Origin of the sequence: Aquamicrobium ahrensii, assembly GCF_040545755.1 — a bacterium.
GTDB lineage: Bacteria > Pseudomonadota > Alphaproteobacteria > Rhizobiales > Rhizobiaceae > Mesorhizobium > Mesorhizobium ahrensii.
This window is the reverse complement of record NZ_JBEPMN010000021.1, coordinates 20,803-47,441: the sequence shown is the minus strand read 5'-3', so window position 1 is coordinate 47,441 and position 26,639 is coordinate 20,803. Positions and strand designations below refer to the sequence as shown.

The following is a 26,639-nucleotide window of genomic DNA, read 5'->3' as shown; positions in this document are numbered from 1 at the left end:
GGCCGAGAACCGTCTGCGTGTCTTCATGCTGGATCGTCCTTTTCATCGGTCGATCCACCTTATGCCCCTGTCTCGGAAACCGGGACCACCTCAATACGCTGTTTACCCTCAAGCCCGGTGGAGAGTTTTTGCGCATAGCCGATCCGGAACAGATCACGCCTCAGCCCTGCGCCTCCATGGAAGCGGATAAGATAGTTCTGACGCTCGAGCGCAATCAACTCGCGTCGCACCGTCTGCGCCGATACGCCGATCTCTTCGGCCATCGCTTCAATGGTGGCGAAGCCCCGATCCTGGATATGGCGCAGGATCCATTGCTGTCGGGCAGTCAGATTGTCGGTTGGCGGCATGAAAAACCTTGTCAGATTTCTTACATACCCTGCCTCACCGCGCACCATATTTCAAACAGTAACTCTGGCTTCCGCGCCAGGCGCGCTGTCGAGTTGGCTGTACATTGCGGGAGCCTATACGGCTTAACCCAGCCTGCAATTCCTGTCTCGACGGTCTGAAGCCCGGCGTCCATCTGATCCGCGATCCTGAGGCGGCGATGTTTGCGTGTCCCGAAGCGGGTGTGGATCTACCGCACCACGAAGCCATGGGCGAAGGGGTCGCGATCGTCGATGAAGATTGTGTTGTAGCCGGTCATGCGCGCCCAGCCGGCGATCGAAGGCACGATGGCGTCGCGCTCTCCCACTCGGGCGGTGGCCTCCACCCGGCCCCGGAACAGAGAGCCGATGATGGATTCGTGCACGAACACGTCGCCCGCCTTCAGCTTTCCCTTCGCGGCAAGTTGCGCCATGCGCGCCGAGGTGCCGGTGCCGCAGGGCGAACGGTCAATGGCCTTCTCGCCATAGAACACGGCGTTGCGGGCATGCGCGCCCTCGACCGTGGGCCTGCCGGTCCACTGGATATGGGAAAGGCCGCGAATTTGCGGATGCTCCGGATGAACGAACTCGTATTTGGCGTTGAGCGCGGCGCGCAGCTTCGGCGACCAACCCACCAGCTCGCCGGCGGAATGGTCGGCCATGTCGCGAAAATTCTTCTGTGGCTCGACGATGGCGTAGAAGTTGCCGCCATAGGCGACATCGACGACGATTTCGCCGAGCCCCTCGACCTCAGCCGTCAGCCCCTCGGCGTAGAGAAAGCCAGGCACGTTGGTCAGCCGCACCTCCTCCACGAAGCGACCTTCCTGTCGATAGGTGATATCCACCTTGCCCGCCGGGGCGTCTATGGACAACCGGCCCGGCTCGCGCGGCGCAATCAGCCCGTTCTCGATGCCCATGGTGATGGTGCCGATGGTTCCATGGCCACACATCGGCAGGCAGCCCGAGGTCTCGATGAACAGCACCGCAACGTCGCAATCCGCGCGCGTCGGCGGATAGAGAATGGAGCCCGACATCATGTCGTGGCCGCGCGGCTCATACATCAGTCCGGTGCGGATCCAGTCGAAGTCGCGCAGGAAGTGCGCGCGCTTTTCCAGCATGTTCGCGCCTTCCAGACGCGGGCCGCCGCCGGCGACCAGGCGCACCGGATTACCGCAGGTGTGACCGTCGATACAGGAGAAGGTGTGCGTCGCCATTGTTCAGAACCTCCGGGGCGAGAAGGGAGAAAGGTCGATCACAGCTGAGCGGCCGGCCACCAGACCGGCGACCAGCCGCGCTGTGCCAACAGACTGGGTGAGACCCAGATGGCCGTGGCCGAAGGCGTAGACCACGCGTGGCGTTTCGCGCGCTGTGCCGAGGACCGGCAGGCTGTCGGGCAGGGAAGGGCGGAAACCCATCCATTCGCTGCCGCCTTGCGGATCGAGGCCGGGCAGGAAGGCTTTGGCTTTCCTGAGCATGGCGCGGGAGCGTTCGAAGTTCGGCGGCAGGTCGAGCCCGCCGAGTTCCACCGCGCCGCCGACGCGGATGCCGCTGGACAAGCGGGTTATGACGAAACCGTGCCCCCCGAAGGTGATCTGCGTGCGCAGGTCGAAGGCGCTGGCGGGAAGCGTGGTGTTGTAGCCGCGCTCTGTCTCCAGCGGAATGCGTTCGCCCAGCGTCCGGGCGATGCGGTGCGAGAAGGCTCCGGCGGCAAGCACCACATGACCGGCGCGGCGCGTGGAGCCGGCGATCACCTCGACACCATTTTCGACCGGCCTGAGCGCCGTGACCTCAGCCCGCTCGATGAGGCCGCCATCGGTGACAAAGCGTTTGGCCAGCGTCAGCGTGTAGAGTTTCGGATCGGCGATCGAATACCAGCCGGGCGTGAAGGTTCCATGGGTGAAGCGGGGCGCAATGCCGGGCTGGATTTCCGCCATCTCCCGCGCATCCATATGATGAAAATCGATGCCACGGCGCGCGCGTGACAGCCAGCCGGGAAGCGAGGAACGGAACTCGGCCTCACCTTCATAGACCTGTAGATTGCCATCCTTGCGCAGCATCGGCAGCGTTCCCGTGCGCTCCAGAAAAGGCTCCAGCCCTCCTTTTGACAGGTCCATCAGCGCTGTCTGCGCCGCTGTCGACTGCGCCACGCGGCGCGGCGCACAGGCGCGCCAGAAGCGGAACATCCATGGCGCGATCCGCAAGGCGTAGGTCGGCGGCACGGACAGAGGCCCGATCGGGTCGAGCAGCCATTTCGGAGCCTTGCGCAATATGCCGGGCGAAGCGAGCGGCAATATGTCGGTAAAGGCGAAAGCCCCGGCGTTTCCTGCGGAAGCGCCGGCGGCCGGGCCTTCGCGGTCCAGCACGAGAACACGCCGGCCCTCGGCCTGCAAAGCCACCGCCGCAGAAAGTCCGATCACACCAGCACCGATGACGATCACATCTGGCAGTGCGCTCAAGGCTGTGCTCCAGTGCCGGAAGAGACCCCGGCAGGTTTGCGGCTTGAAAGTCTGTCGGCTTGTTGAATACAATGTGTATGCAAAATTGCAATGAAAAATGGAGAAGGCGTCGCAATGAATGAGACCGTCATTGTAAGCGTCGAGGCCCTGAGAGACCGGGTCGAGGCCATCTTCCGCAAGGCGGGGCTTTCACCCGACCATGCCCCGGCGCTGGCCAGAGTGATCGTCGCCGGCGAGCGCGACGGTTGCAAGTCGCACGGCGTCTACCGCATCGAGGGCTGCCTGCGCACCGTAAAGGCGGGAAAGGTGGCGCCCGATGCAAAGCCGGTCTTGCGGGATGACGACTCTGCGGTGGTGCGTGTGGACGCCGCCGGCGGCTACTCCTGCGCGGCGTTTGAGCTTGGCGCGCCTGTGCTGGCCGCGCGTGCGAAAAAACTCGGCATCGCCGCGCTCGTCATCAACGACTGCACCCATTTCTCCGCCCTGTGGCCGGAAATCGAAAGACTGACCGAACTGGGTGTGGCGGCGATTGCGATGTGCCCGAGCTACGCCACGGTCGCGCCGGCAGGCGGAACGCAACCCTTGCTCGGCACGAACCCGTTCGCCTTCGGCTGGCCGCGCGGGGAGGCGCTAACGCCTTATGTGTTCGATTTCGCCACCAGCGTCGCTGCGCGCGGCGAGATCGAGTTGCATCGCCGCGAAGGCCGGCAATTGCCGGAGGGCTGGGCGGTGGATGCCGAAGGCAGGCCCACCACCGATCCGGACGCAGCGCTGGCGGGCGCGATGCTGCCTTTCGGGGGGCACAAGGGCTCGGCCATCTCGACCATGATCGAATTGCTGGCGGGCGTGATGATCGGCGACTTCACCAGCAGCGAAGCGCTGGACTTCCTCGGCACCACCACGCTTGCGCCACGCCATGGCGAACTGATTATCGCCATGAGCCCGGAGCGGTTTGCGGCCGGCCGGGCGGGCGACCCCTTCGCGCGCGCCGAGGCGCTGTTCGAGGCTATCGTCGGCCAGGGCGCGCGCCTGCCCTCCCAGCGCCGTTTCGCCGCGCGGGAGCGGAGCCTGGCGGAAGGCATCGCCCTCAACCCCGCCGAGGCCGGACAACTGGACCGGCTTGAGGCTCTGGGACTGGACGCCATATCCTGACAGAATGAAAAGGCCCTCCGATGCGGAGGGCCTTTTTCTTGGAGCAGTTCCGGCAAATGCGCGGTTCGATTTTGCGTTCGGAAGGGCCGCAAAACAAGTGGCAGGGGGTTCAGGCCGCGTATTTCTGCACCGCGCCGGGCTGTTTCGACCATTCGGCATACCAACTGTCGAACAGGCTGAGCTGCGCCTCGACAAACCCGCGCTGGCTCTCGCTCAGGGCGTCAGTCTCGTTGAAGTGCAGCCTGTATTCAGGGTTCCCCTTTAGCACCATCATGTGCTTGAAATAGAGAACCAGATCGGGGCCTTCATCATAGGCTGACAGCACGGCGAGCGCCTGCTCCAGCTCCAGCGCACGTTGCCGTGCCTCGACATCGCCCCTGGCCGCCGCCTGACACAGCGACACCAGATGCAGCACCTCGCGCGGCAGAACGCAGCCGATTCCGGTGATTGCGCCGGTGGCTCCGCAATTCACGAAGCCATGGAAGACGCAGGTATCCACGCCGACCATCAGCGTCACCTCATCGCTGCCGCTGGTGATGTTCTCGGCCGCATAGGTCATGTCGGCCGCGCCGCCGAACTCCTTGAACCCGACAAGGTTCGGGTGCTCGGCGCGCAGGGCGAAGAACAGGTCGGCGCGGGTGGCGAAGCCGTAATAGGGGCTGTTGTAGATCACCGCCGGAAGTTCAGGCGCGGCCGACAGGACCGCCTTGAAGTGATTGCGCTGTGCGGTGACGGATGGCCCGCGCGACAGCACGCGCGGGATCACCATAAGACCCTTCGCGCCCACCTTCTGCGCATGGGCGGCGTGGGCCGCGGCCATGGCGGTGTTGACCGCACCCGTGCCGACGATAACCGGCACGCCGGCTTTCGCCAGACGTTCCACGCCCTCCATCCGCTCTTCGTCGGTGAGAAGGGGCCAGTCGCCCATGGAGCCGCAATAGACGATGGCCGCCATGCCGGCGGCGATCAGTTCCTTCCCCTTGCGCACCAGCGCATCGAAATCGGGCCTGCGGTCCCGGGTGCACGGGGTCATAAGCGCCGGCATGCAGCCGGAAAATATCTGCGCATTCATGAGGGCTCTCCCATATGCCGGGTTGGTCGACTGTCATAATACCATTTGTATTTTATTTGTCGACAAGAAATCCGAACTGATGAAAGCGACTCGGCCGAAGCCGTCGACCATGTTTGGGAGAAGGATGGCCTGGGCCTACAGCGCGATAGGCTGGCGGCGGTCGCGGGCCATCATATCCTGTATCTGGCGCACGATCTGGTCGGCATGGGCGGTGGCCAGCCGGTCGGCCGCAGCCACGTCCCGGGCCTCGATGGCCGTGATCATGTCATCATGCTCATCCACATAGCGGCGGGGCAGGTGGTCGTCGAAGGAGGAATAGTAGATGCGCAGGATGCGTCGCCCCTCATCGAGCAGGCGGCAGAACAGTCCGGTGTAATAGGGATTGCGGCCGGCCTCGGCGATTGCGGCATGGAAATCGCGGTTGGTGGCGATCATGGCCAGCGCATCATGCGCTTCCACGGCGCGGCTGAACCCGGCCTGACGGGCGCGGATGATCTCCAGATCCGCATCGGTGCGGAATTCTGCGGCCAGCCGCGTCGTCACGCGGTACATCAGCGTCAACGCGTCGAAGAACGTATGCAGTTTGAGGAAGTCGATATTAGAGACGACGGTCGAGCGGTTCGGCAGCGTCGTCACCAGCCCTTCGCCGGCAAGGCGCACCAGCGCCTCGCGGATCGGCGTGCGCGACATGGACAGGCGCTCGGCAAGCTGCACCTCGTCGATGGGACTGCCGGGCGGCAACACCAGGCCGATGATGTCGTCGCGCAGGATGTCGTAGACGAATTTCGCCCCTTCGCCGCGCTTGCGTTCCGCCGTCTTGCCGTTCATTCCGGTTCCCCGTTGTCGACAAGATGAATACGGCCTTCGCGGGCGCGGAGCAACAGCGCCCGGCGCGCGTCACCCGGCCGGAATGGCGCACACGGTCGAACGGGTGAGGAAACGCTTCTCGCGGCCATTGTCGAGCGAGAACATACCGCCCCGGCCCGGCACAACGTCGATGATCAGGTCGGTGTGCTTCCACGCCTCATATTGCGAGGCGCTGATATAGACCGGCGTGTCATCGATCCTGCCGAGCAGCACGTCCTGGTCGCCGATGATGAATTCGGAGCGTTTGTAGCACATGGGCGACGAGCCGTCGCAGCAGCCGCCGGACTGGTGAAACAGCACCGGTCCGTGATCGGCGATGATTTCGTTCAGGAACTGTATCGCTTCCGGCGTTGCGGAAACCTTGTCGAGGGATGGACGCTCGTTCATGGCTTCGGCCTCCCTGTAACCATGTGATCCGACATCGGCTCGCTGGGGGCGGGAAGAATGTCGCCGCCCCCGGGGCCGTTGCGATCAGAAGAAGCCCAGCTTCTTCGGGCTGTAGCTGACCAGCATGTTCTTGGTCTGCTGGTAATGGTCAAGCATCATCCTGTGGTTCTCGCGGCCGATGCCCGACTGCTTGTAGCCGCCGAACGCCGCATGGGCTGGATAGGCATGGTAGCAGTTGGTCCACACGCGGCCCGCCTGGATGGCGCGGCCGAAGCGATAGAGCCGGTTGGCGTCGCGGCTCCAGATGCCCGCGCCGAGGCCGTAGAGCGTGTCGTTGGCGATCGACAGCGCCTCTTCGTCATCCTTGAAGGTGGTGACGGAAACGACCGGGCCGAAGATCTCCTCCTGGAAGATGCGCATTTTATTATGGCCCTTGAACACGGTCGGCTTCACATAGTAGCCGCCGGCCAGTTCGCCCGGCAGCACGTTGCGCTCACCGCCGGTCAGCACCTCGGCGCCTTCCTGCCGACCGATGTCGAGGTAGGACAGGATCTTTTCCAGCTGTTCGCTGGAGGCCTGCGCACCGATCATGGTGGCGGGATCGAGCGGGTTGCCCTGCACGATGGCTTCGACGCGCTTCAGCGCACGCTCCATGAAGCGGTCGTAGAGCTTCTCATGGATCAGGGCGCGGCTCGGGCATGTGCAGACCTCGCCCTGGTTCAGCGCGAACATGACGAAGCCCTCGATCGCCTTGTCGAGGAAATCGTCATCGGCCGCTCCGACATCCTCGAAGAAAATGTTGGGGCTCTTGCCGCCCAGTTCCAGTGTCACCGGGATCAGGTTCTGCGAGGCGTATTGCATGATCAGCCGGCCGGTGGTCGTTTCGCCGGTGAAGGCGATCTTGGCGATGCGCGGATTGGAAGCCAGCGGCTTGCCGGCTTCGAGGCCGAAGCCGTTGACGATGTTGAGCACGCCCTCGGGCAGCAGATCGCCGATCAGATCGACCCAGAACATGATGGAGGCAGGCGTCTGCTCGGCAGGTTTCAGAACCACGCAGTTGCCGGCGGCAAGCGCCGGAGCGAGCTTCCAGCAGGCCATCAGCAGCGGGAAGTTCCACGGAATGATCTGGCCCACCACACCCAGCGGCTCATGGAAATGATAGGCTACGGTGTCGTCGTCGATCTGCGAGATCGACCCTTCCTGAGCGCGCAACGCGCCGGCGAAATAACGGAAATGGTCGATGGCGAGCGGCACGTCGGCGGCCGTGGTCTCGCGGATCGGTTTGCCGTTGTCCCATGTCTCGGCCAGCGCGAGGCGGTCGAGGTTTTCCTCCATGCGGTCGGCGATGCGGTTGAGGATGAGCGCGCGCTCGGCGGGCGCGGTCTTGCCCCATGCGTCCTTGGCCTTGTGGGCGGCGTCGAGCGCCGCTTCGATGTCGTCTGCTTCCGAACGGGCGATTTCGCCAATCGGCTGGCCGGTTATGGGCGAGATATTCTCGAAATATTTACCGGATTTCGGCGGCGCCCAGCGGCCGCCGATATAGTTGTCGTAGCGCTTTGCGAATGGAACCGTGGCAGTGCGCGAAATTTCAACCTTGTTCATCGTCTTTCCTCCCGAAAAACCGACGCTGCGACGCGCAGCGCATTGATGAAAGGTGGCGCAGGACAGCCCTGCTGTCATCGGGCCGGGACCACGCCGGCCCGGCAAGCTGTCGCGGGAATGAGACACTTCCCGCAGCGATCTGCATTCTACTGCTTTATGCGCCGGATTCCGAATCTCGCCAGCTTGCGGTGGAGCGTCGCGCGGGAAACGCCGAGATCCTGCGCAGCGGCGGAGACATTGCCGCCCGCTTTCATCAGGGCGCGCTGAAGGACGCTCCGTTCCGCCTGCGCAAGGTCGCTGGTGGCCGCATTGTCGACGCCGAGAAGTTCGGATGCGGGCAGGGGACGTTGCAGCGCCTCGCGGGTGATCCCCAGCATCTGCCGCGCCGAGCGCGTCGCGCCTATCACCAGATCGTCGCCGTCCACCGCCACAAGCGCATTGGGCGCACGTTCGCCGCCCGGCGCCATTATGATGCGGGCGTGGGGGAAGGCCATGCGGAAATTTTCGGCCTCGATCTTGCGCACCGCATCGCCCACCGCGATCGAGATCAGGTTGACGAAGCCCTCCGTGAGGTCTGCCCGGCAGGACGAGACGTCGAGCGCGGCGGCGAGATTGCCCTCATGATCGTAGATCGGCGCGGTGGTGCAGGAAAGCAGTGTGTTGCGGGTATGGAAGTGCTGATCGCGGTGGATGGTGAGCGGCCGCTGCTCGGCCAGGCAGGTGCCGATGCCGTTTGTGCCTTCCGCCTCCTCGCTCCATACCGAGCCGGTCCACAGGCCCCAGTCGTTGAACAGGCTGTCGTCGGCGGGCGCGCCACGCCGCTCGACCGGCACGCCGTCACGGTCGGCGAGAAGCACGCAACAGCCGATCCCTCCGACCGCACTGTAGAGGCGATCGAGACTGGCCTGCGAAGCGCGGATCAGCGGTTCGATGCGCTGCCTTGCCTCTCGCAACTCTGAATCGGTCAGCCGGCAGGGCGGCTGCCGCTCGGCGGGATCGAGATTGTAAAGGGTCGAGGATCTGCGCCAGGAGGCGACCAGGGCCGACCGGGCCGCCTCATCGGATTCGACGGCGGCGTGAATGCGCTGCGCATGCTGGACGACTGCAGTTCTGCTCACTTTCTCCTCCCGAATGTGCGCGGACTACTCTTCCAATGTGGCCGGCGATCCGGTCAGCCGGATCTGGAGTTCACCTTATCCCTTTCGACATGTGAAGCGGAACATTAGTCCAAGTCCCCCACCTGTGATACCCCACTTGCGAAACAGGGGCCGGCGCGCGCGGGAAGGACGCCGGGAGCGTCGTCAGTCCCGGTCGGCCCGCAGATAGTTGTAGACGGTGGCCCGCCCCATCTGCAGCACGCGTGAGATGTAGGCGGCGGCATGCTTGCCGCTGAAGGCGCCGTCCTGCGCCAGTTCGCGCACCAGCTGCTGCTTCTGGCCGCGGGTGAGGTCTGCGATGGCGACGCCGTTGCGGCGCGTCCAGCCATTCACATATTCGTTGATGCGTTCGTGCCAGTCTTCCTTGAACAGCGCAGCCGGCTTTTCCTGGTTCGTGGCCACCTTCGAGAGCGTGGAGAGCACGTCGATGGCGGCATGGATGTGCGAAACGTCCATGTTGATGCACAGCACGCCGACCGGACGGCCCTCGGGCGAACGCACCACGGCGCTGACCGATTTCAGCCGCTTTCCATCCCAGTTCACCTTCTCGTAAGGGCCGATCAGGTGGTCGTCCGGGCGGAAGTCGATTTCATGCAGAAGGGACGGCTCGCCCAGCGAACGGCGGGAGAAATTGTTGGCTATGTGGACGACCGTCTCGCTGCCGAGATCGTGCAGAACCACCTCCGCATGAGGTTGCAGGAGCAACGCGATGGCGTCGCAGACCGGATGATAGGAAGCAAGCAGGGCGGAGGACGAGACAGCGGGCTTAAGCGTTTGCGGCATGTGTCTCATCTGCGGTGCTGCGTTTGCCGATAAAGCAGGCAGGCGGCTGGCATAACGTCGGGCCCATCGACTTGGAGTTTGTACTAGCATATGCAAATTGGACTGAAAAGTATATCCGGAGCCGTTGTCGTGTCTCATCCGCTTGCCGCCGACCGCGAGAAACTGGTAGCCATCCGCCATGCCTTGCATGCGCATCCGGAGATAGCGCGGGAGGAAGCGTGGACGGCCTCCTATGTGGCCGACAGGCTGCGCGAGTCCGGCATGTCGTTCGAGATGAATATCGGCGGCCATGGCGTCGTGGCCACCGTGGAGGGGCAGGGCGAGGGACCGGCGGTGGCTCTGCGCGCCGACATGGACGCGCTGGAAATCACCGAATTGTCGCAACTGCCCTATGCCTCGCAACAGGCCGGCAAGATGCATGCCTGCGGTCATGACGGGCACATGACCATATTGCTTGCCGCCGGGATGCATCTGGCGCGTACACGCGATTTCGCCGGCAAGGTGCATCTCGTTTTCCAGCCGGCCGAGGAGCGTTACGGCGGTGCGCGCGAGATGGTCGCCGGGGGACTGCTCGACCGCTTTCCGGTGCAGCGCATTTTCGGCCTGCACAACTGGCCGGGGCTCGCCGCCGGGACGGTGGTGGTGCATGACGGGCCGGTGATGGCCGGCACGTCGGAGTTCACCGTGACTTTCAGGGGCGAGGGCGCGCACGCGGCCATGCCGCACATGACCGGAGACCCGATCCTCGCCGGTGGCCATTTCATGACCGGCATCCAGCAGGGCGTGGCGCGCGCCGTCGACCCGCACGAGAGCGCGGTGGCGACGGTCGGCTCGTTTCAGAGCGGCCATGCGCAAAACATCATCCCGCAGGAAGCGCGCCTGATCGGTACGTTGCGCGCCTATCGCACCGGGACGCTGCATCTGCTGCGTTCACGCGTCGAAAGCGTCGCCGCCGCCGCCGCCGCCATTGCGGGGTGCAGCAGCGAGGTGGCGTTCGACGAATTCCTGTGTCCTCCCGTCGTCAACACCGTGGCGGAACGCGACATCATGCGCGAAGCCGCCAGCAAGGCCGGCCTGGCGCTCGCCCCCGGCGATACGCGCCCCAGCATGGCGGGCGACGATTTCGGCGACTTTCTCGTCCATCTGCCTGGCGCCTATGCATGGATCGGCAACGGGCCGCTCGAGACCGACGCCGGCTTGCATCAGCCACTTTACGACTTCAATGACGACATCATCCTGCCCGGAGCCATGCTTCTGGCGCGCTCGGCTGAACTCGCCCTGTCGAAAGTCCATAGTGGACAAAAAAATTTATCATAGACAACCCTGTCCATTTTTCGGTAGAAGTCCATGCTCGGGAGGCATGGGCTCTGCAAGGGCCGAAATTTTCAATCATCCGGGACTGTCATGATCCAGCTTTCGCGCGCCGAAATCGAACAACTCGTCACGGTCGATGACGAAGCGGTGGCCGCCGTGCGCGACGCCTACATCGCCATCGTAGACGGGCGCGGCAACGTTCCGCCGGTCGGCCACATCGCCTTTCCCGCCACCAATGGCGATTGTCACATCAAATACGGCCATATCGCCGGCGATCCGATCTTTGCGGTGAAGATCGCGGCCGGTTTCTACGACAATCCGGCAAAAGGCCTGCCGTCCTCCACGGGCATCATCCTCGCCATATCGGCCGAGACCGGCGAAGTGCGGGCGATCCTCAACGACGAGGGTTATCTGACCGATCTGCGCACCGGTATTGGCGGCGCGGTGGCGACGCTGGCGTTGGCGCGCGCGGATGCCCGCAGCGTCCTGGTCATCGGAACCGGCATACAGGCGCGCTACCAGAGCCGCGCGCTTGCCGCTCTCGCCGGAAGGCCGCTTTCCTTCCGTATGTGGGGCCGTTCCCTTGAAAAGACGGAAGCGATCGCCGCCGAACTGAAAAGGGACGGGCTGGACGTCTCTGTCGCATCGGATCTCGAAGCAGCCTGCCGCGAAGCCCACATCATCATCACCACCACGCCGTCGACCGAACCGCTGGTCCAATCGGAGTGGGTGCAACCCGGAGCCCACATCACCGCCATGGGCGCTGATGGACCCGGCAAGCAGGAACTGGAGACGGCTCTTGTCGCCCGCGCGAACGTTCGCGTGGCCGATATGAAGACCCAAAGCCTTGGGCATGGCGAGTTTTCGCATGCCTGCGCCGCCGGATTGATCGGTTCTGGCGATTGCATCGAGCTTGGCTCCGTATTAGCAGGAACCCTTCAGGGACGCCGCTCAAACGAGGACATCACCATCGCCGACCTGACCGGCGTCGCAACACAGGATATCGCCATGGCGCGCACCGTGCTGGAACGGGCCACGACAAAACAGGACGGTCGGAGCTGACCGCCCCTTCAACAGGAACCAGATCATGAAGACGCTTGCCCTTTCTTCCCTTCTCGCCTGCCTGCTGGCCGGGTCCGCTATGGCCGACACCCTGCGCGTCGGCACCAGCGCCGATTTCCCACCGTGGGAATCGGTCAATGAATCCGGCGAGGTGGTCGGCTTCGACCGAGACGTGATCGATGAGGTCTGCAAGCGCATCGAAGCCGAGTGCGCCGTCGCCAACCAGGCGTTCGACGGTCTTCTCCCCGCCCTTCAGGTCGGCAAGTTCGATATGGTGATTTCCGGCATGTCGATCACCGAGGAGCGCGCCGGGCAGGTCGATTTCTCGCATGCCTATGCGGAGCCGCCCTACCGTTTCGCCACCAAGGCCGGCAGCGGCCTCGCCGGGATCGAAAAGCTCGACGAGCTTGAGACAGCGCTGGAAGGCAAAGTGGTCGGCGTGCAGACCGGCTCCACCCATGAAGCTGTCGTGCGCGCTCACCTGTCCAAGTCCGAGCCGCGCCTTTACGAGCGCAACGAACAGATCGCCGACGACCTCAACGCCGGTCGCATCGATGCCGGCCTGCTTGAGCATTCCGTCTGGGAACAGCTCATGGAAGCGCGTGAAGGTCAGCTCGAACTGACCGGTCCGCTGCTTTCGAGCGCCGATTACGCCGAGTTCGGCAATGGCACGGGCATCGCCATGCGCAAGGGCAGCGACGATCTGAAGAAGCGCGTCGATGACGCCATCTCCGCCATGCTGGCCGATGGCAAGATCGCCGAACTGTCGAACAAGTGGTTCGGCTACGACCTTTCCTACAAGGCCAAGTAAAAGCCTTGTAGTGCTTGCGCCCATGCCGCTCCGGCGGCATGGGTATCGCGACCGGAGCGCCGATGTCCGTCATCCTCACCTATCTGCCGCATCTTCTGGAGGGACTGCTCGTCACCCTGCAGGTCGCCGCCGGCAGCTTCGTGATCGGCCTGCTCATCGCCATCCTCGCGGTCTTCGGCTGGAATTTCGGCCCGCGTCCGCTCAGATGGTTCATCTCCGGCTATGTCACGATCGTGCGCGGCCTGCCGGAGCTGCTGATCATCTTCCTGGTCTTCTACGGCGGCACCGTGCTTTTGAGCGGCATTTTCGGCGCCTATGTCGAGGTCAATGCGCTGACGGCCGGCATATGCGCCCTGTCCGTGGTGGCGGGTGCCTATCTGACCGAAATTCTGCGCGGCGCGCTGCTGACCGTGCCGCAGGGCCAGTGGGAGGCCGCAACGAGCCTCGGCATGAGCCGCATGACGACGTTCCGCGACGTGGTGCTGCCGCAGATGCTTGCCTACGCCGTGCCCGGCCTCGGCAACCAGTGGCTGGTGATCCTGAAGGAAAGCGCGCTGGTGTCGATCATCGGGCTGGAAGAACTGATGCGCAAGGGCGTGGTCGCGGCCGGCGCGACCCATTCGCCAATGACATTCTATCTGACGGTAGGGGCCCTGTATGTCGCGATCACCGCCGTCTCGACCCTGATCATCGGCGCGGCTGACCGGCGCGCGGCGAGAGGCAGGTAAGGATGTCGCCCGATATTTTCATCAGAGCCATTCCGATCGTCCTGCAAGGTCTGCAACTGACGCTGATCATAACGATCTGCTCTTTCGTGCTGGGCCAGCTGCTCGCGCTGCCGCTCGGGCTCGCCCGGCAGGCGGCATCGCCGCTGCTGCGCTGGCCGGCAGCCGTCTACACGTTTCTCATCCGCGGCAGCCCGCTGCTGGTGCAACTGTTCATCATCTATTACGGGCTCGGCCAGATCCCGGCGGTGCGCGAGTCTGTCTTCTGGCCGATCCTGCGTGAGCCGCTCTATTGCGGGATCATCGCCATTGCGCTGAATTCCGCGGCCTATATGGCCGAGGTGGTGGCCGGCGCGCTCAAACGCGTGCCGAAGGGCCAGTCGGAAGCCTGCATCTCGCTCGGCATATCGCGCCGGCATCGCTTCACCGACGTGCTCCTGCCCCAGGTTTACCGGGAGCTGCTGCCCAATATCGGCAACGAGATCATTCTGGTGCTTAAATCCTCGTCGCTGGCCAGCGCCATCACCATCATGGAAATCACCGGCGTCGCGCGGGCCTTCACCGCCCGCACCTTCGCGCCGTTCGAGGTGTTCATCACCGCCGGCATTCTTTATCTGGCCATCGGCTTCGCCTTCACCTTCCTGTTCCGCCAGCTCGAACGCCGCTACGGCATCACAGGCACACGCACCCCGACGCCGGAGGCCAGTGCATGATCAAGGTCAGCAAGCTCGTCAAATATTACGGACAGACAAAGGTGCTGGACGGCATCAGTCTGAACGTCGCCAAGGGAGAACGCATCGTGCTGTGCGGGCCCTCGGGTTCCGGCAAGTCGACGCTGGTGCGCTGCATCAACGGGCTGGAGCAGCGCAGCGCCGGCGACATCGAGATCGCCGGGCACAAGCTGAAAGCGGATTGCTCGAACGTTCTGGAACTGGGCGGCGATGTCGGCATGGTGTTCCAGCAGTTCAATCTCTTCCCGCATATGAACGCGCTCGACAATCTGACGCTGGCCATGCGCCGCGTGCGCAAGACCTCGCGCGCCGAAGCCGAAGCGCAAGCCATGGCGATGCTGGAGCGCATGCAGCTGGGCGCAAAGGCGAAGGCCTATCCGCGCGAGCTTTCCGGCGGCCAGCAGCAGCGTGTCGCCATCGCCCGCGCGCTCTGCATGAAGCCCAAGGTGATGCTGTTCGACGAGCCGACCTCGGCGCTCGACCCCGAAATGGTGCAGGAGGTGCTGGACGTGATGACCGCTCTCTCGCGCGAAGGGCTGACCATGATCGTCGTCACCCATGAAATGGGCTTCGCCCGCAATGTGGCCGACCGCATCGTGTTCATGGATGGCGGAGTCATCCTGGAGGAGGCGGCTCCCGACGCCTTCTTCGAGAACCCGCAACACAACCGCACCCGCGAATTCCTCCGTCAGATCGGGCCGCGGACACACTGAAGGACCAGACAAGATGACCGAAATCGTTTTCGCCTCGGCGGCGCGATCCATGCGCGCGCGCGCCCGCATCCGCGATCATGTCTACCGCACGCCGCTGATCCCCGCGCGCGGCAGTTACGGCCCCGAGGGCACGAGCCTTCTGTTCAAGGCGGAGAATTTCCAGCTCACCGGCTCGTTCAAGATACGCGGCGCCGCCTCCGTCATGACGGCCGCCGAACCGGGCCAGAAGCTGATCACGGCGTCCTCCGGCAATCACGGCATCGGATCCTCGCTGGCGGCGCGCTCGCTCGGGCAGGATCTGGTGGTGGTGCTGCCGGAATCGGTGGTGCCGTCGAAGCTTGAGAAGATCCGTTCCTTCGGCGTCCAAGTCATTCTGCACGGGGCCGAGACCGGTCTCGCTGAACTGCACGCGCAAAAGCTCGCCGCCGAGAACGGCTGGCGCTACATCTCGCCCTATAATGACGCCGACGTCATCGCCGGCCAGGGCACGATCGGCGTCGAGTTGCTCGAACAATGCGCGGGCGTGGACAATGTCTTCATCGCCATGGGCGGCGGCGGCCTGATCAGCGGCATCGGCTCGGTTCTCAAGGCCTTCAGCCCGGACACCCGCGTCTGGGGCGTGGCGGCCATTCATTCGCAGGCGCTGGCGCTCTCCATGGCGGCCGGGCGCGTGGTCGAATGCGAGCACCTCGACACGCTGGCCGATGCGGTCGCCGGGGGTATCGACGAAGACACGCTGACCCTGCCGCTGGCCCGGGCGGTGGTGGACGAGGTCGTCGCCTGCTCCGAGGACGAGATTGCCGCGGCGCTGCATGTTATGGCGCAGGATGAAAACATGCTGGTCGAAGGCTCGGCCGCCCTCGCCATGGCCGGCTTCGCCAGGGTGGCGGACCGCTGCGCCGGGCAGACCAGCGTCGTGCTTCTGTGCGGCGCGAATTTCGACCGCGAGACCATCCACCGCGTCGCGCTAGGCTGATCCGCGCCGGTATCAGATCTTGCGGCTGCGTCCAAGCAGCCACAGCAGATAGAGCCCGCCAAGCAGGCCGGTCGTCAGACCGATCGGCATGTTGGCGTTGAGCGGCAGGCGCTGGCTGAGCAGGTCGGCGCCCAGCAGCAGGACGACGCCCATGATCGCGCCGGATACGAGCGGCGCCTGCGAGGAGGCGGTCAGTCTCCTCGCCAGTTGTGGCGCGGCCAGCGCGACGAATGCGATGGGCCCGGCCGCGGCGGTCGCGATAGCCGTCAGCGCCACCGCCGCAAGCACCATGAGAAGACGCGTGCGTTCGACCGGGACGCCAAGCTGCCGCGCCGCGTCGTCGCCCATTTCAAGCAGGTCGATGCGGCGCGCATGCAGGATGGCGAGCGGCAGGACGATGGCGAAGCCCAGCGCCGCCGGGGCGGCATGGGCCCATGTGCGCGTGTTGAGCGAGCCGGCGAGCCAGATCTGCGCAGACATGGCCTGATCAAGATCGCCCACGACCAGAAGCACGGTGTTGAAGCCGGACAGGATCGCGCCGACGCCGATGCCCACCAGAACGAGGCGGTAGCCGCCGGTGGCGCGGGATTTCATCGACAGCACAAACACGAGCACCGCGGTCGCCAGTCCGGCGGCGACGGCGGCGAGCGAAGTTTCCAGCGGCCCCGCATCGAACAGGATGATCTGCACGATCGCACCGGTTGCCGCACCCGTGGTGAAGCCGATCACATCAGGCGAACCCAGCGCATTGCGCGAGATCGACTGGAAGATCGAGCCGGCCATGCCGAGCGATGCGCCGACGACGATCGCCGTGACGACGCGTGGCAGCCGGACGCGCCGGATGACGCGCTCGGCGGTGGCGTTGTCGCCATTTCCAAGCAGGCTGCCCACAACTTCGCCGGGCGTGAAGGCAAGCGTCCCGGTGCCGAGCAGGACGATGCCGAGCGCGATGGCCGCAACGCCAAGTATGGCGCAGACCAGCGCCGTACGCGGCCGCCAGCGCAGCGACAGCGATCCGACACGCAGGGCTGAGATTGTTGGAGCGCTCATAGCCTGGCCAGCCTGAAACGACGCACGATCATGACGAACACCGGTCCCCCGATCAGGGCGGCCACGATGCCGGCCGCAATCTCGGCAGGCGGCAGGATCACGCGCCCGACGACATCGGCGCCAAGCAGCAGGATTGCGGCGAACAAGGCCGAGAAGGGCAGTATGAAGCGGTAGTCCGGCCCGGTGACGGCGCGCGCGATCTGCGGCGCGACCAGTCCGACGAAACCGATGGGGCCGGCTCCGGCGGTGGCGGAACCGGCCAGAAGCATCACTGACAGGCAGGCGAGAATCCAGGTGCGCCGGCGGCTGACGCCGAGTGCCTGGCCCAGATCCTCGCCAAGGGCGAGCGCGTTGAGGTTTCCGGCGATGGAGAAGGCGGCGACCAGCCCCGCCGCCACCGAAATCATCAGAACGGCGACGACGTCATAGCCGCGTCCCTCGACCGAACCCGCCGCCCAGTTGCGGAAATCGTCGAGCACCGTGACGGGGGCGTTGAGGATGATCATGCCGGTGACCGACGCCAGCATGACCGAGAGCCCCGCACCGGCGAGCACGAGGCGCACCGGATTGGTTCCGGTTTCATGGGCCTGTCCCAGAATGAAGACCGCCGTTCCCGCAAGGCCGGCTCCGAGGAAGGCCAGCCACACATACTGCGCCATCGAGGTCAGGTTGAACACCAGAACGCCCAGCGCCACGGCGACCGCCGCGCCCGCATTGATGCCGAGCAGGCCGGGTTCGGCCAGCGGGTTTCGGGTGACAGCCTGCATCACCGCCCCTGCGACACCAAGCGCAACTCCGGCGAGCAGCGCGACGATGGTGCGTGGAATCCGCAACTCCCGCACGACAAGATGCAGGTCATTGGCCGGATCGAAGGCCCACAGCGCCTCAAGAGCGGCGGCAAGCGGAACGGGCCGCGAGCCGAAGGCGAGGCTGGCGAACACGGCAAGCACCAGCACCGCGCCGCCGCCAAGCAGCCCCAGCCTGCGGTTGCGTCGCCTGCGTGATGCGGCTGATGCGGCCGAAGATGTCATCTACGTTCCGGCTTCAGCGAAAGTGCCGGGCCACGGCGTCGACCATCTCCCGCCCCGAATAATAATCGATGCGGAAGGAGGTCGGTCCCAGCGGATAGACGCGCCTGTTCTTTACGGCCGGCAGGTTCGCAAGGACCGGATCGGCCAAAAAGGCCTCTACGTCCGCATCTGTGCCGCGCAGCAGGAAAACCGTATCGCCGGTGATGGCTGCCGACAGATTCTCGCGCGAGATGAAGTCGAAATCGGAACGGCGGGTCACATCAACCGCCTGCGTCTGCGGCATACCCTGCACCTCGAAACCCAGCGAGGACAGCAGCCGGGCCTGCGGGCTCTCCGGCCGGCCGATGGAATAGCTGGCGCCGATATTGTAACCGACAATGCTCGCCGCCCCTTTTTCCTTCGTGAGCGAGGCGGCGACCTTGGCCGTATAGGCGTCGAAACGCTCGATGGCCGCGACGGCTTCCTTCTCAAGCCCGGCAGCCTCGCCGATCCTGACGGCCATGTCCTGCCAGCTCTGGTTGGAATAGTTCACGACGAAAGTCGGAATGCCTTGCGCCTCAAGTTCGGCATAGTGCTGGAGCACGGTGTCGGCCCCCGATGACGATGCGATCAGCAGGTCCGGCTCCCAGCCGATCACGGCTTCGATGTCGAAGCTCAGATTCCTGTAGAGCACCTCGACGCCGCGCTTGTCGGCGACATCCGCCCATTGCGAGAAGAACCCCTTGTCGTCGGTCATGACGCTGGGCGTGGTTGCGGCGCTCGCAATCAACGGAGCATCCATGGCGAGCAGGATGCCGGTGAGGCTGGGGGCGGTCGATACGATCCGGACCGGCCTGGCGGGAAGCGTCAGCTCGCCCGCCTCGTGCTTCACCGTACGCGGCCAGCCATCTTCCTGCGCATGGGCGAAGGACGGGAAGAGCGACAGGAAGGCGGCAGCGAGGGTTGTTGCGGCGAAGAGCCTCTTTTCGGCGTTCATGCCTGCATTCATGGGGCAGTCCTTCGGTATGAAGCGTCTTTGCGGTTGCGCCGTTCAGATCTGGACGTCGAGATCCTCGAAATCAGGCAGTCCGCCGCCTTTCGAAATCACATCCTCATAGTGCCTGAGACGCAGCCGGTCCACTTCCGAACTGCTGACGCCGCGCTTCCAGTATCCGGCGGCGCGTACCTCGTCCTTCGGCAGTCCGCAGGCCTCGGTGAAATGACGGCGAATGGCGCGCGCCTCCTGCCGTTCCCCAGCCGCCCAGATTGTCCACTGGTCGGGATCGGACAGCGCTTTGGCCGCCGCGACCAGCCTGCCGGTGGCGCCGGCCGCCTCGCCCGGCGCACGCAGCCACAGATGGAGCGAGACGCCCTCGACCTGCGGAAGCTCCTCGAAGGCGGCGCGGTCCGGCGTTTCGATGTGGACCACGCCCCCGACGCCGGCCCGCCAGTTCCGCAGTATCGAGTAGACAGCGGGAATTGCGGTCTCGTCGGCGAACACCGCCACCTTGCGGCCAGCCTCCCAGGCAGGCACGTAGTGCGGGCGCGGACCGGTCAGGCCGGCCACAGTTCCCTCGCCCGCCTGATCGAGCCAGCGCATGGCCGGGCTCTCATCTTCATGCATGACGAAATCGATCTCGATCACGCTGCGCGCCTCGTCGAACGATCGGATCGTGTAGATGCGCGATATCGGGCGCTCTCCTTCCGGAGCTTCGACCGCGATCCGGATGGCGAGGTTGGGCAGACGCCAGAGGGCCGGGTCGGCGGGAGCGATGCGCGCCGTCAGCCGCGTGACGGACGGGAAAGGCCGCTCGATCTTCTCCACCGTCATTTCCGTATGTTCCATGCCGCGCATGTGATCGTCCTGCTCCAGACGATCATTGGGATCTTGGACGATATCTTTCGATGGGGCGTTCATGCGCGCTTTCTTGATCGTGGTCTGACAGGGAAGGCAGAGCGGGAATCGAGAACCCGAAAATGAGGTTTCCGGGGAAGTCCCGGTGACGACGCCAGATCCGCTCCGCCAAAGTTGAGTTGATTATTCCACATTACGGATTGCATTCCGCATTGCAATACTGTTTGCAAGGCGGGCGCAGATTGCGCTGGTGACAAGCGCAATTTGCGCCGCTATTCGGCTGTGTTCAGGAACGATGGAAAAGCGACTGGCTCCGGGATGACGCAACGCCTCTACGCCGAATCCGTAACGCTGCGGTATGACCAGCGCACGATTTCGACCGATCTGACCGTCGCCATTCCCGATGGTTCGTTCACCGTCATCGTCGGGCCGAACGCCTGCGGCAAGTCCACGCTGCTGCGCGCCCTGTCGCGGCTTTTGCAGCCCGCTTCCGGCAGGGTGGTGCTCGATGGCGGGAACATAGGCGAGCTGCCGGCAAGAGAGGTCGCCCGGCGGCTGGGCCTTCTGCCGCAAAGTTCTATAGCGCCGGATGGCATCACCGTGGCCGATCTGGTGGCGCGCGGCCGCTATCCTCACCAGTCGTTCCTGCGGCAGTGGTCGCGGGCGGACGAGGCGGCGGTCGCCTCGGCCATGAAGGCGACACGGGTGACGGAACTCGCCGATCGCCTCGTCGACGAACTGTCGGGCGGTCAGCGCCAGCGGGTATGGATCGCCATGGTTCTGGCGCAGGAAACGCCGATCCTTCTGCTCGATGAGCCGACCACCTTCCTCGATATCGCCCATCAGATCGAACTGCTCGACCTGCTCGCCGATCTCAATGCACAGGGTCGCACCGTCGTCGCGGTGCTGCATGACCTCAATCATGCCTGCCGCTATGCATCCCACCTCATTGCGGTGAGGGAAGGGGCGGTGGTCGCGCAGGGCGCGCCATCCGGCATCGTCAGCGAACGTCTGGTCGAGGAGGTCTTCGGGCTGGCCTGCATGATCATCCCGGACCCCGTTTCGGCCACTCCGATGATCGTGCCGAAAGGGCGGCACGGCGTGAATGACAGGAACAGGGCGGAGGCCGCCACATGAGCGGGACGCGTCAGCTTCATATCGGCTTTTGCCTCACCCCGACATGGCTGAAGGGCCGCCAGGCGGAGCCTTGCGAACTGCCTTCGGCGCATGATCCGGCGGCCTTCTACATCGATCTGGCGAAAAGGGCCGAGCAGGCGAAACTCGACTTTGTCTTCAAGGTCGATTACCTCGCCTTCAATCCGGCCATGGCCGGAGGGCAAGGTGGCCTCGGCCTTGAGCCCAACATCCTGCTTGCGGCAATCGCCCGCGAAACGCGGCGCATCGGACTTGTCGCCACCCATTCCACCACCTTCAACCCGCCTTACATCGTCGCGCGGCAGATCCAGTCGCTTCACTGGTTGAGCCAGGGGCGCGCAGGCTGGAATGTCGTGACCTCGATCGAAGGCGCCGACAATTTCGGCGATGCGCCGATGCCGCCGCCGGAGGCGAGGTATCGCAAGGCGGCCGAATTCACCGATGTGGTGCGCCGGCTTTGGCGGAGCCATCCGCCGGCCGGGGCGGACGGCGTCTCGCAGGCGCACCCCATCGACCATTCCGGGGAGTTCTTCAGCGTCCGGGGACCGCTCAATGTGCGCGGTCATGAAAGCGGCCCGCCTCCCATCTTTCAGGCCGGCGCTTCCGAGATCGGGCGTGAGTTCGCCGCATCGGTGGCGGACGCCACCTTCGCCTCGGCTCCCGACATGGCGGCCGGAATAGAGCTGCGGGCCGATCTGCGGGCGAGAGCGGAGCGCCTCGGCCGCAAGGTCGATGACGTGCGGGTGCTGCCGGGACTTTACTTCTTCCTTGCACCGACCCGCGAGGAGGCATGGGAACTGCATCGCCGCGCCCATGCCCACCTTACGCGGGAACGGCGTGTCGAGTCGGTCAGGACCGTGCTTGGGCTGGACGTCTCTCATCTGGAATCCGAAAGCCGGGTTACACCGGACATGTTGCCCGTCCCCGGTGCGCCGGTGCGCAGCCGGACCCACGCCGATCTGCTGCGGCGTTTCATCGAGGCCAACAGCCCCACGGTGGAGGAACTGCTGGCGCGACCCGAGGTGGTCGGCTCCGCGCATTGGGTATCGGTCGGTACGGTGGAGGACGTGCTTGCCGATGTGGTGGAATGGTTCGAGGCCGGGGCTATGGACGGTTTCATCGCCCTGCCGGGCGGCTCGACCGGATCGCTCGACCTGTTTTTCAGCGAGCTTGTGCCTGCGCTGGCTGCGCGCGGGCTGTTTCGTACGGAGTATGAGGGCGCGGCGCTGCGCGATCACCTGCGCATGACATAAGCGTATCGTTTCAGGCGCAGCCGGCTTCGCGCGAGGCCTGCCGCGCTGCTTCGAAAAGCGCTGCGCGATGATCCTGCTCCTGCGCCGTTTCGATCAACGACACTGTCGTCACCACGCAGGCGATCTCGTTCTGGGCGTCGAAAACCGGGGCGGCCTTGCCGGTGAGCAGCGAGAACAGATGCTCATTCAGATAAGCGCCTCCCTCGCGGCGCACCCGCTCCAGAACGTCGGGCGCGGGAGGCGTCCCGCGGAACGATGGCGGCTGCATCCGGCGGGCGGCTTCAATCCTTTCAGGCGGGAGGTAGGCCTGAAAAACCAGCCCGGTGGCGGTGTTGTCGAGGGGCAGCACATCGCCCAGCGACACGGTGCTGACCATGAAGTCGGAACTGCGATACCAGCGCACGATAGTCGGCCCGCGTTCCGTCCAGATCGCGACGCCGCAGCTTGCGGCGATGCGTGCGGCCAGTGGTTTCATCAGCCGCGCAGCCACCTCGACCGGCTCTATGCGCCGCAGCGCGCCGATACCGATATGGAGCGCCGACGGGCCGAGATCGTAGCGCCCGGTCGTCCTGTCTTGCGCAGCCAGCCCTTCCAGCACCAGGCTTTGCATGTAGCGGTGCGCGGTGGAGGTGCCGGTGCCGGCGCACCGGGCCAGTTCGCCAAGCGTCATCGCTCCTTCGGATTTCGCGAGGATATCGAGGAAACGGGCGGCGATGGAAATCGATTGTATGGTGGTGGAGCGCTTCGCCTTGCCGCTCTCGGCTTCACCGAATTTCTCAGGCTTCACCACAGAGGCTCCAGCATGATCTGAAAAGCCTGAAGGCCGCAAAACGGATGATCATCGCAACCATTGTTCAAAAGAAACCGCCAGCTTCAACCGGCTGGACCTCCCACACGGCTGCATGAAACGAGGTTAGGCCGGTTCCCCGGCGCAATCAATCCGTGACCTGTTCGCCACAGTCGGCAGCGCCGTGCTTCAGCCTCACCGTTAGGCCGGTTCGTTTTGTTGACATGCGGAATGCGCTATGCATTGTGGAATTCATCATCCATATCGCCAGCCACGGTTCGTGCCCCAGCCAGCGTTTTGTCCGGGATCGGGGGTCTCATGTCGACCGAATTTGCCGCATCGTTGCTGCGCAGCGCCAGTGCGTTTTCCATCTTGTCCTTGCTGGCGGCCGGGCCGACGCTTGCGCAAGAGACATCACCTTCGGGCAATGCGATCGTTCTGGACGTCATCACCGTCACAGGTGAGAAGGTCTCCCGCGAACTGAAGGACACGGCTTCATCCGTCACCATTAAGACGGCGAAGGAGATCGAGAAGGAAAAGACCGGCAATTCGTCCGTTACCGAGGTGGTTTCGGACGTGCCCAACGTGATCTATACCGAGACGGTCGGCATTCCGGTGATCCGGGGGCTGGACGGGCAGGGCCCCAATACGGGCGCGGGCGCCTTCTTCGCCGGCGCGGTGCCGCGCGCGACCATCAATGTCGATGGGCATTACCTGAACAACAACGAATCCTATTTTGGCGCGACATCGGTCTGGGATGTCGATTCGATCGAGGTGTTTCGCGGCCCCCAGACCACGTCGCAGGGCGCAAACGCGATCGCCGGAGCCATCGTCGTCAACACCAAGGACCCGACCTTCACGCGCGAGGGCGCTTATCAGGCCGAGATCGGCAACTACAATTCGAAGCGCGCTTCCTTCATGCTCTCCGGCCCGCTGGTCGAGAACGAACTGGCCGGCCGCATCGCCGTGGACTATTCGGGACGCGACACATTCATCGACTATATCGCCTCCGGATATAATGGCGAAGGGACCGACGTCGATTTCAAGGCGCTGAATGCACGGGGAAAATTGCTGTGGCAGCCGTCCGAAATTCCGGGTTTCGAGGCCAAGCTCACCTATTCGCTCAACAAGACCAACCGGCCCACGCAGGAATCGGCCTATCTGCCGTTCGATGAGCTCAACAGCTATGCAACGACGATGCCGACGTGGGAGCAGGACACCCACACCGGAATCCTCGACATCAGCTATGATTTCGGTAATGGCTACAAGTTCCACAACCAGACGCAATATTCGGACTCATCCGTTCATCGCAAAATGCCGACCGCCGGTAGCGGTGCGGCCGATATCGAGCAGACGAATTTTTCCAACGAAGCGCGTGTGACCTTCGGTGAACAGGACGACGTTCTGAGCGGTGTCGCAGGCGTCTATTATGCGCATGTGAGCACGGACGAAACCCTGGACCTGAGGGGAACCTCCACCTTTGACGACACCAAGGACAATCTTGGGCTTTTCAGCGAACTGACCTGGAAGATGGCCGAACAATGGACGCTGACCGGCGGCCTGCGCTATCAGCAGGACCGCATTCAGCGGGCAGGCATTTCGACCTTCGCGCCGAGCGACCCGGTCGATCTGGACAAGACATTTTCCGCATTGCTGCCGAAACTGTCGCTGACATATGCGGTCACGCCGGAGTGGAATGTCGGCGCTCTGGTCAGCCGCGGCTACAATCCGGGCGGCGTATCGCTGGATTTCGCAGTTCAGGCTCCCGAGACACCGCAATGGCGCAATTTCGAGGATGAATCCATCTGGAACTATGAGCTGTTCACCCGCGCCAGCCTGCTTGAAGACAGGCTCATGCTGAGCGGCAACCTGTTCTACATGGACTTCAAGAACGCCCAGTACAACATCCCTGCGGAGATATCTCCGAACGTCTACTCATCCTACACGATCAATGCGGACAAGGCGCATTCCTATGGCCTGGAAATCGCGGCTGACTATCAGGTTCTCGACAATCTGACCCTGAAGGCCAGCGCGGGGGTTTTGCGCACCAAAATCGATGAAATCACGCTTGACACCCAGACGTCCTACGAAGGCAATGAGTTCGCCCGGTCTCCGGGCTACATGCTGAGCTTCGGCGTCAGCTGGGATGCGACGGAAAAGCTCAACATTTCCGGTCAGGTCCGCCATACGGATGGCTACTATTCCAACGTGGCCAATACGCCGGCCCTTGCAGTCGGCTCCTATACGGTGGCCGATGCGCGGATGAGCTATCAGTTCACCGATGCGTTCCAGGTCTATGGATATGTCAAGAACATCTTCGACGAGCGCGCGCCGACATATATGCAGGAAAATCGTGGGGTAGGCGGCCTTGAGGCCGCCATCACCCCGCCGCGCATGTTCGGCGTCGGCGTCAGGGGCAGCTTCTGACGGTAACACGGATTTGCCCGGCTTTTACCCGACACAGAGGGCGGAACGCGCCCGGGCTTCAGTGATGATCAATCGCGGGAAGGAAGCGCGGCAAGGAAGTCGCGCAGCAGCGCCGTCAGCGCCTCCGGCTGCTCCATGCAGGAAATGTGCCCGGCCCCTTCGATCACCTCGAAGCGGGAGCCGGGAATGAGTTCGGCAAGGCTGCGCACCAGAGGCGGCGGGGTCGAGCCATCCTGATCGCCGACCACGCACAGTGCTCGGACGGCGATGGAGGCTGCCGCTGCGGTGTAATCGGCCTCACGCAGCGCCACGCAGGTCGCGACATAGCCAGCGCCGCTCTGGCGCGAGAGCATGTTGCGGCAGCCGGCAAGCTCACTGGCGCGGCTCTCATGGAAAGCCGGCGTGAACCACACTTTCATGACGGCGTCGGCGACAGCCCCGACCCCATCCTTCTCGACCGTGGCGATGCGCGCGTTCCAGCTTTCCTGCGAGCCGATCTTGTGCGCTGTGCCGCACAGCACCAGACCGCTCACCAGTTCCGGGCGTCGCGCGGCGAGGCCCTGCGCGACCAGACCGCCAACGGAAAGCCCGCACAGCACCACATCCCCGATGCCGAGTTGATCTATCAGGCCTGCGAGATCATCGACATGATCCTCGATCGAGTATGGCGTCGCGCCAAGATCGGAAAGGCCATGGCCTCGCTTGTCGTAAACGAGTGTGGACACCTTTCCGTCGAGGGCTTCGATCACCGCATTCCAGATGCGGAAATCCGTTCCCAGCGAATTGATGAAAACCACATGCCGCGCACTCGCCCCAGGCCGATGAGCAAAATGCAGCGTGACGCCGCCAATATCCGCAAAATTCACCGCATATCTCCCAATGCGACCATGGCTGTTCAGCGCGGTAAAGTCGATAAGAGCGACACCAAGAGC

The 26,639-nt window shown here is 64.2% G+C and carries 26 protein-coding genes; 11 read left to right on the top strand and 15 right to left on the bottom strand.

Annotated features, from left to right (window positions below; all coding sequences use genetic code 11):
• Nucleotides 1-59: 59 nt before the first annotated feature.
• The 3 genes from ABID44_RS17870 to ABID44_RS17860 form a co-directional block, all read right to left on the bottom strand.
• A complete protein-coding gene (locus tag ABID44_RS17870; protein ID WP_354153043.1) occupies nucleotides 60-347 on the bottom strand; it encodes a DeoR family transcriptional regulator in 288 nt (95 codons plus the stop codon).
• A 227-nt stretch (nucleotides 348-574) separates the two neighbouring features.
• A complete protein-coding gene (locus ABID44_RS17865; protein WP_354153042.1) occupies nucleotides 575-1,576 on the bottom strand; it encodes a 4-hydroxyproline epimerase in 1,002 nt (333 codons plus the stop codon).
• A 3-nt stretch (nucleotides 1,577-1,579) separates the two neighbouring features.
• Entirely contained in the window at nucleotides 1,580-2,818 is a 1,239-nt protein-coding gene (locus ABID44_RS17860; RefSeq protein WP_378226616.1) for an NAD(P)/FAD-dependent oxidoreductase, read from the bottom strand.
• 114 nt (nucleotides 2,819-2,932) lie between these two features.
• On the opposite strand from ABID44_RS17860, the gene ABID44_RS17855 reads away from it, so the two are divergent.
• The gene (locus tag ABID44_RS17855; RefSeq protein ID WP_354153041.1) at nucleotides 2,933-3,970 is read left to right on the top strand and encodes an Ldh family oxidoreductase; all 1,038 of its coding nucleotides are present in this window, start codon (nucleotides 2,933-2,935) and stop codon (nucleotides 3,968-3,970) included.
• A gap of 109 nt (nucleotides 3,971-4,079) precedes the next feature.
• Here the strand turns inward: ABID44_RS17855 and ABID44_RS17850 are convergent, their stop codons facing one another.
• From ABID44_RS17850 to ABID44_RS17825, 6 genes are all read right to left on the bottom strand, one after another.
• Nucleotides 4,080-5,042, bottom strand: a complete 963-nt coding sequence (locus ABID44_RS17850) for a dihydrodipicolinate synthase family protein (RefSeq protein ID WP_354153040.1) — start codon at nucleotides 5,040-5,042, stop codon at nucleotides 4,080-4,082.
• A 135-nt stretch (nucleotides 5,043-5,177) separates the two neighbouring features.
• Nucleotides 5,178-5,870 carry a GntR family transcriptional regulator gene (locus ABID44_RS17845; RefSeq protein ID WP_354153039.1) on the bottom strand — a complete coding sequence of 231 codons (693 nt, stop codon included), beginning with the start codon at nucleotides 5,868-5,870 and terminating at the stop codon, nucleotides 5,178-5,180.
• Between the two features lie 69 nt (nucleotides 5,871-5,939).
• On the bottom strand, nucleotides 5,940-6,296 hold the full coding sequence (locus ABID44_RS17840; protein WP_354153038.1) for a DUF779 domain-containing protein: 357 nt from the start codon (nucleotides 6,294-6,296) through the stop codon (nucleotides 5,940-5,942).
• 84 nt (nucleotides 6,297-6,380) lie between these two features.
• Entirely contained in the window at nucleotides 6,381-7,898 is a 1,518-nt protein-coding gene (adh, locus tag ABID44_RS17835) for an aldehyde dehydrogenase (protein WP_354153037.1), read from the bottom strand.
• 146 nt (nucleotides 7,899-8,044) lie between these two features.
• The gene (locus ABID44_RS17830; protein ID WP_354153036.1) at nucleotides 8,045-9,016 is read right to left on the bottom strand and encodes a GAF domain-containing protein; all 972 of its coding nucleotides are present in this window, start codon (nucleotides 9,014-9,016) and stop codon (nucleotides 8,045-8,047) included.
• 183 nt (nucleotides 9,017-9,199) lie between these two features.
• Nucleotides 9,200-9,838, bottom strand: coding sequence for a helix-turn-helix transcriptional regulator (locus ABID44_RS17825; protein WP_354153035.1), 639 nt, complete (start codon nucleotides 9,836-9,838; stop codon nucleotides 9,200-9,202).
• Nucleotides 9,839-9,967: 129 nt separating this feature from the next.
• On the opposite strand from ABID44_RS17825, the gene ABID44_RS17820 reads away from it, so the two are divergent.
• The 7 genes from ABID44_RS17820 (at nucleotide 9,968) to ABID44_RS17790 (ending at nucleotide 16,170) form a co-directional block, all read left to right on the top strand.
• The gene (locus ABID44_RS17820; protein ID WP_354153034.1) at nucleotides 9,968-11,155 is read left to right on the top strand and encodes an amidohydrolase; all 1,188 of its coding nucleotides are present in this window, start codon (nucleotides 9,968-9,970) and stop codon (nucleotides 11,153-11,155) included.
• A gap of 87 nt (nucleotides 11,156-11,242) precedes the next feature.
• Nucleotides 11,243-12,214, top strand: coding sequence for an ornithine cyclodeaminase family protein (locus tag ABID44_RS17815; protein ID WP_354153033.1), 972 nt, complete (start codon nucleotides 11,243-11,245; stop codon nucleotides 12,212-12,214).
• A gap of 25 nt (nucleotides 12,215-12,239) precedes the next feature.
• Nucleotides 12,240-13,025 (top strand): transporter substrate-binding domain-containing protein, encoded by a 786-nt coding sequence (locus ABID44_RS17810; protein WP_354153032.1) that lies wholly within the window; start codon nucleotides 12,240-12,242, stop codon nucleotides 13,023-13,025.
• Nucleotides 13,026-13,087: 62 nt separating this feature from the next.
• Complete coding sequence (locus ABID44_RS17805) at nucleotides 13,088-13,753, top strand: ABC transporter permease (protein ID WP_354153031.1); 666 nt, start codon at nucleotides 13,088-13,090, stop codon at nucleotides 13,751-13,753.
• A gap of 2 nt (nucleotides 13,754-13,755) precedes the next feature.
• Nucleotides 13,756-14,463, top strand: coding sequence for an ABC transporter permease (locus tag ABID44_RS17800; protein ID WP_354153030.1), 708 nt, complete (start codon nucleotides 13,756-13,758; stop codon nucleotides 14,461-14,463).
• Nucleotides 14,460-15,194: an amino acid ABC transporter ATP-binding protein gene (locus ABID44_RS17795; RefSeq protein WP_354153029.1), complete on the top strand. Its 735-nt coding sequence runs from the start codon at nucleotides 14,460-14,462 to the stop codon at nucleotides 15,192-15,194. Before ABID44_RS17800 ends, ABID44_RS17795 begins: the two co-directional genes overlap by 4 nt.
• 13 nt (nucleotides 15,195-15,207) lie before the next feature.
• Nucleotides 15,208-16,170: a pyridoxal-phosphate dependent enzyme gene (locus ABID44_RS17790; protein WP_354153028.1), complete on the top strand. Its 963-nt coding sequence runs from the start codon at nucleotides 15,208-15,210 to the stop codon at nucleotides 16,168-16,170.
• A gap of 12 nt (nucleotides 16,171-16,182) precedes the next feature.
• Here the strand turns inward: ABID44_RS17790 and ABID44_RS17785 are convergent, their stop codons facing one another.
• The 4 genes from ABID44_RS17785 to ABID44_RS17770 are packed head-to-tail and all read right to left on the bottom strand — an operon-like array spanning nucleotide 16,183 to nucleotide 20,148.
• A complete protein-coding gene (locus ABID44_RS17785; RefSeq protein ID WP_354153027.1) occupies nucleotides 16,183-17,220 on the bottom strand; it encodes a FecCD family ABC transporter permease in 1,038 nt (345 codons plus the stop codon).
• The gene (locus ABID44_RS17780) at nucleotides 17,217-18,251 is read right to left on the bottom strand and encodes a FecCD family ABC transporter permease (RefSeq protein ID WP_354153026.1); all 1,035 of its coding nucleotides are present in this window, start codon (nucleotides 18,249-18,251) and stop codon (nucleotides 17,217-17,219) included. The genes ABID44_RS17785 and ABID44_RS17780 overlap by 4 nt, the downstream gene beginning before the upstream one ends.
• 13 nt (nucleotides 18,252-18,264) lie before the next feature.
• Nucleotides 18,265-19,227 carry a Fe2+-enterobactin ABC transporter substrate-binding protein gene (gene fepB / locus ABID44_RS17775; RefSeq protein ID WP_354153025.1) on the bottom strand — a complete coding sequence of 321 codons (963 nt, stop codon included), beginning with the start codon at nucleotides 19,225-19,227 and terminating at the stop codon, nucleotides 18,265-18,267.
• A gap of 54 nt (nucleotides 19,228-19,281) precedes the next feature.
• Nucleotides 19,282-20,148 (bottom strand): siderophore-interacting protein, encoded by an 867-nt coding sequence (locus ABID44_RS17770; RefSeq protein WP_354153024.1) that lies wholly within the window; start codon nucleotides 20,146-20,148, stop codon nucleotides 19,282-19,284.
• Nucleotides 20,149-20,403: 255 nt separating this feature from the next.
• Between ABID44_RS17770 and ABID44_RS17765 the strand changes: the two genes are divergently transcribed.
• Complete coding sequence (locus ABID44_RS17765; RefSeq protein WP_354153023.1) at nucleotides 20,404-21,222, top strand: ABC transporter ATP-binding protein; 819 nt, start codon at nucleotides 20,404-20,406, stop codon at nucleotides 21,220-21,222.
• Nucleotides 21,219-22,493 (top strand): NtaA/DmoA family FMN-dependent monooxygenase, encoded by a 1,275-nt coding sequence (locus tag ABID44_RS17760; protein ID WP_354153022.1) that lies wholly within the window; start codon nucleotides 21,219-21,221, stop codon nucleotides 22,491-22,493. The genes ABID44_RS17765 and ABID44_RS17760 overlap by 4 nt, the downstream gene beginning before the upstream one ends.
• 10 nt (nucleotides 22,494-22,503) lie before the next feature.
• On the opposite strand, the gene ABID44_RS17755 is transcribed toward ABID44_RS17760, so the two are convergent.
• On the bottom strand, nucleotides 22,504-23,280 hold the full coding sequence (locus ABID44_RS17755) for an IclR family transcriptional regulator (RefSeq protein ID WP_354153021.1): 777 nt from the start codon (nucleotides 23,278-23,280) through the stop codon (nucleotides 22,504-22,506).
• Nucleotides 23,281-23,598: 318 nt separating this feature from the next.
• On the opposite strand from ABID44_RS17755, the gene ABID44_RS17750 reads away from it, so the two are divergent.
• Nucleotides 23,599-25,707 carry a TonB-dependent receptor gene (locus ABID44_RS17750; protein ID WP_354153020.1) on the top strand — a complete coding sequence of 703 codons (2,109 nt, stop codon included), beginning with the start codon at nucleotides 23,599-23,601 and terminating at the stop codon, nucleotides 25,705-25,707.
• A gap of 68 nt (nucleotides 25,708-25,775) precedes the next feature.
• On the opposite strand, the gene pcaD is transcribed toward ABID44_RS17750, so the two are convergent.
• Nucleotides 25,776-26,573, bottom strand: coding sequence for a 3-oxoadipate enol-lactonase (gene pcaD / locus ABID44_RS17745; protein ID WP_378226621.1), 798 nt, complete (start codon nucleotides 26,571-26,573; stop codon nucleotides 25,776-25,778).
• Nucleotides 26,574-26,639: the final 66 nt, after the last annotated feature.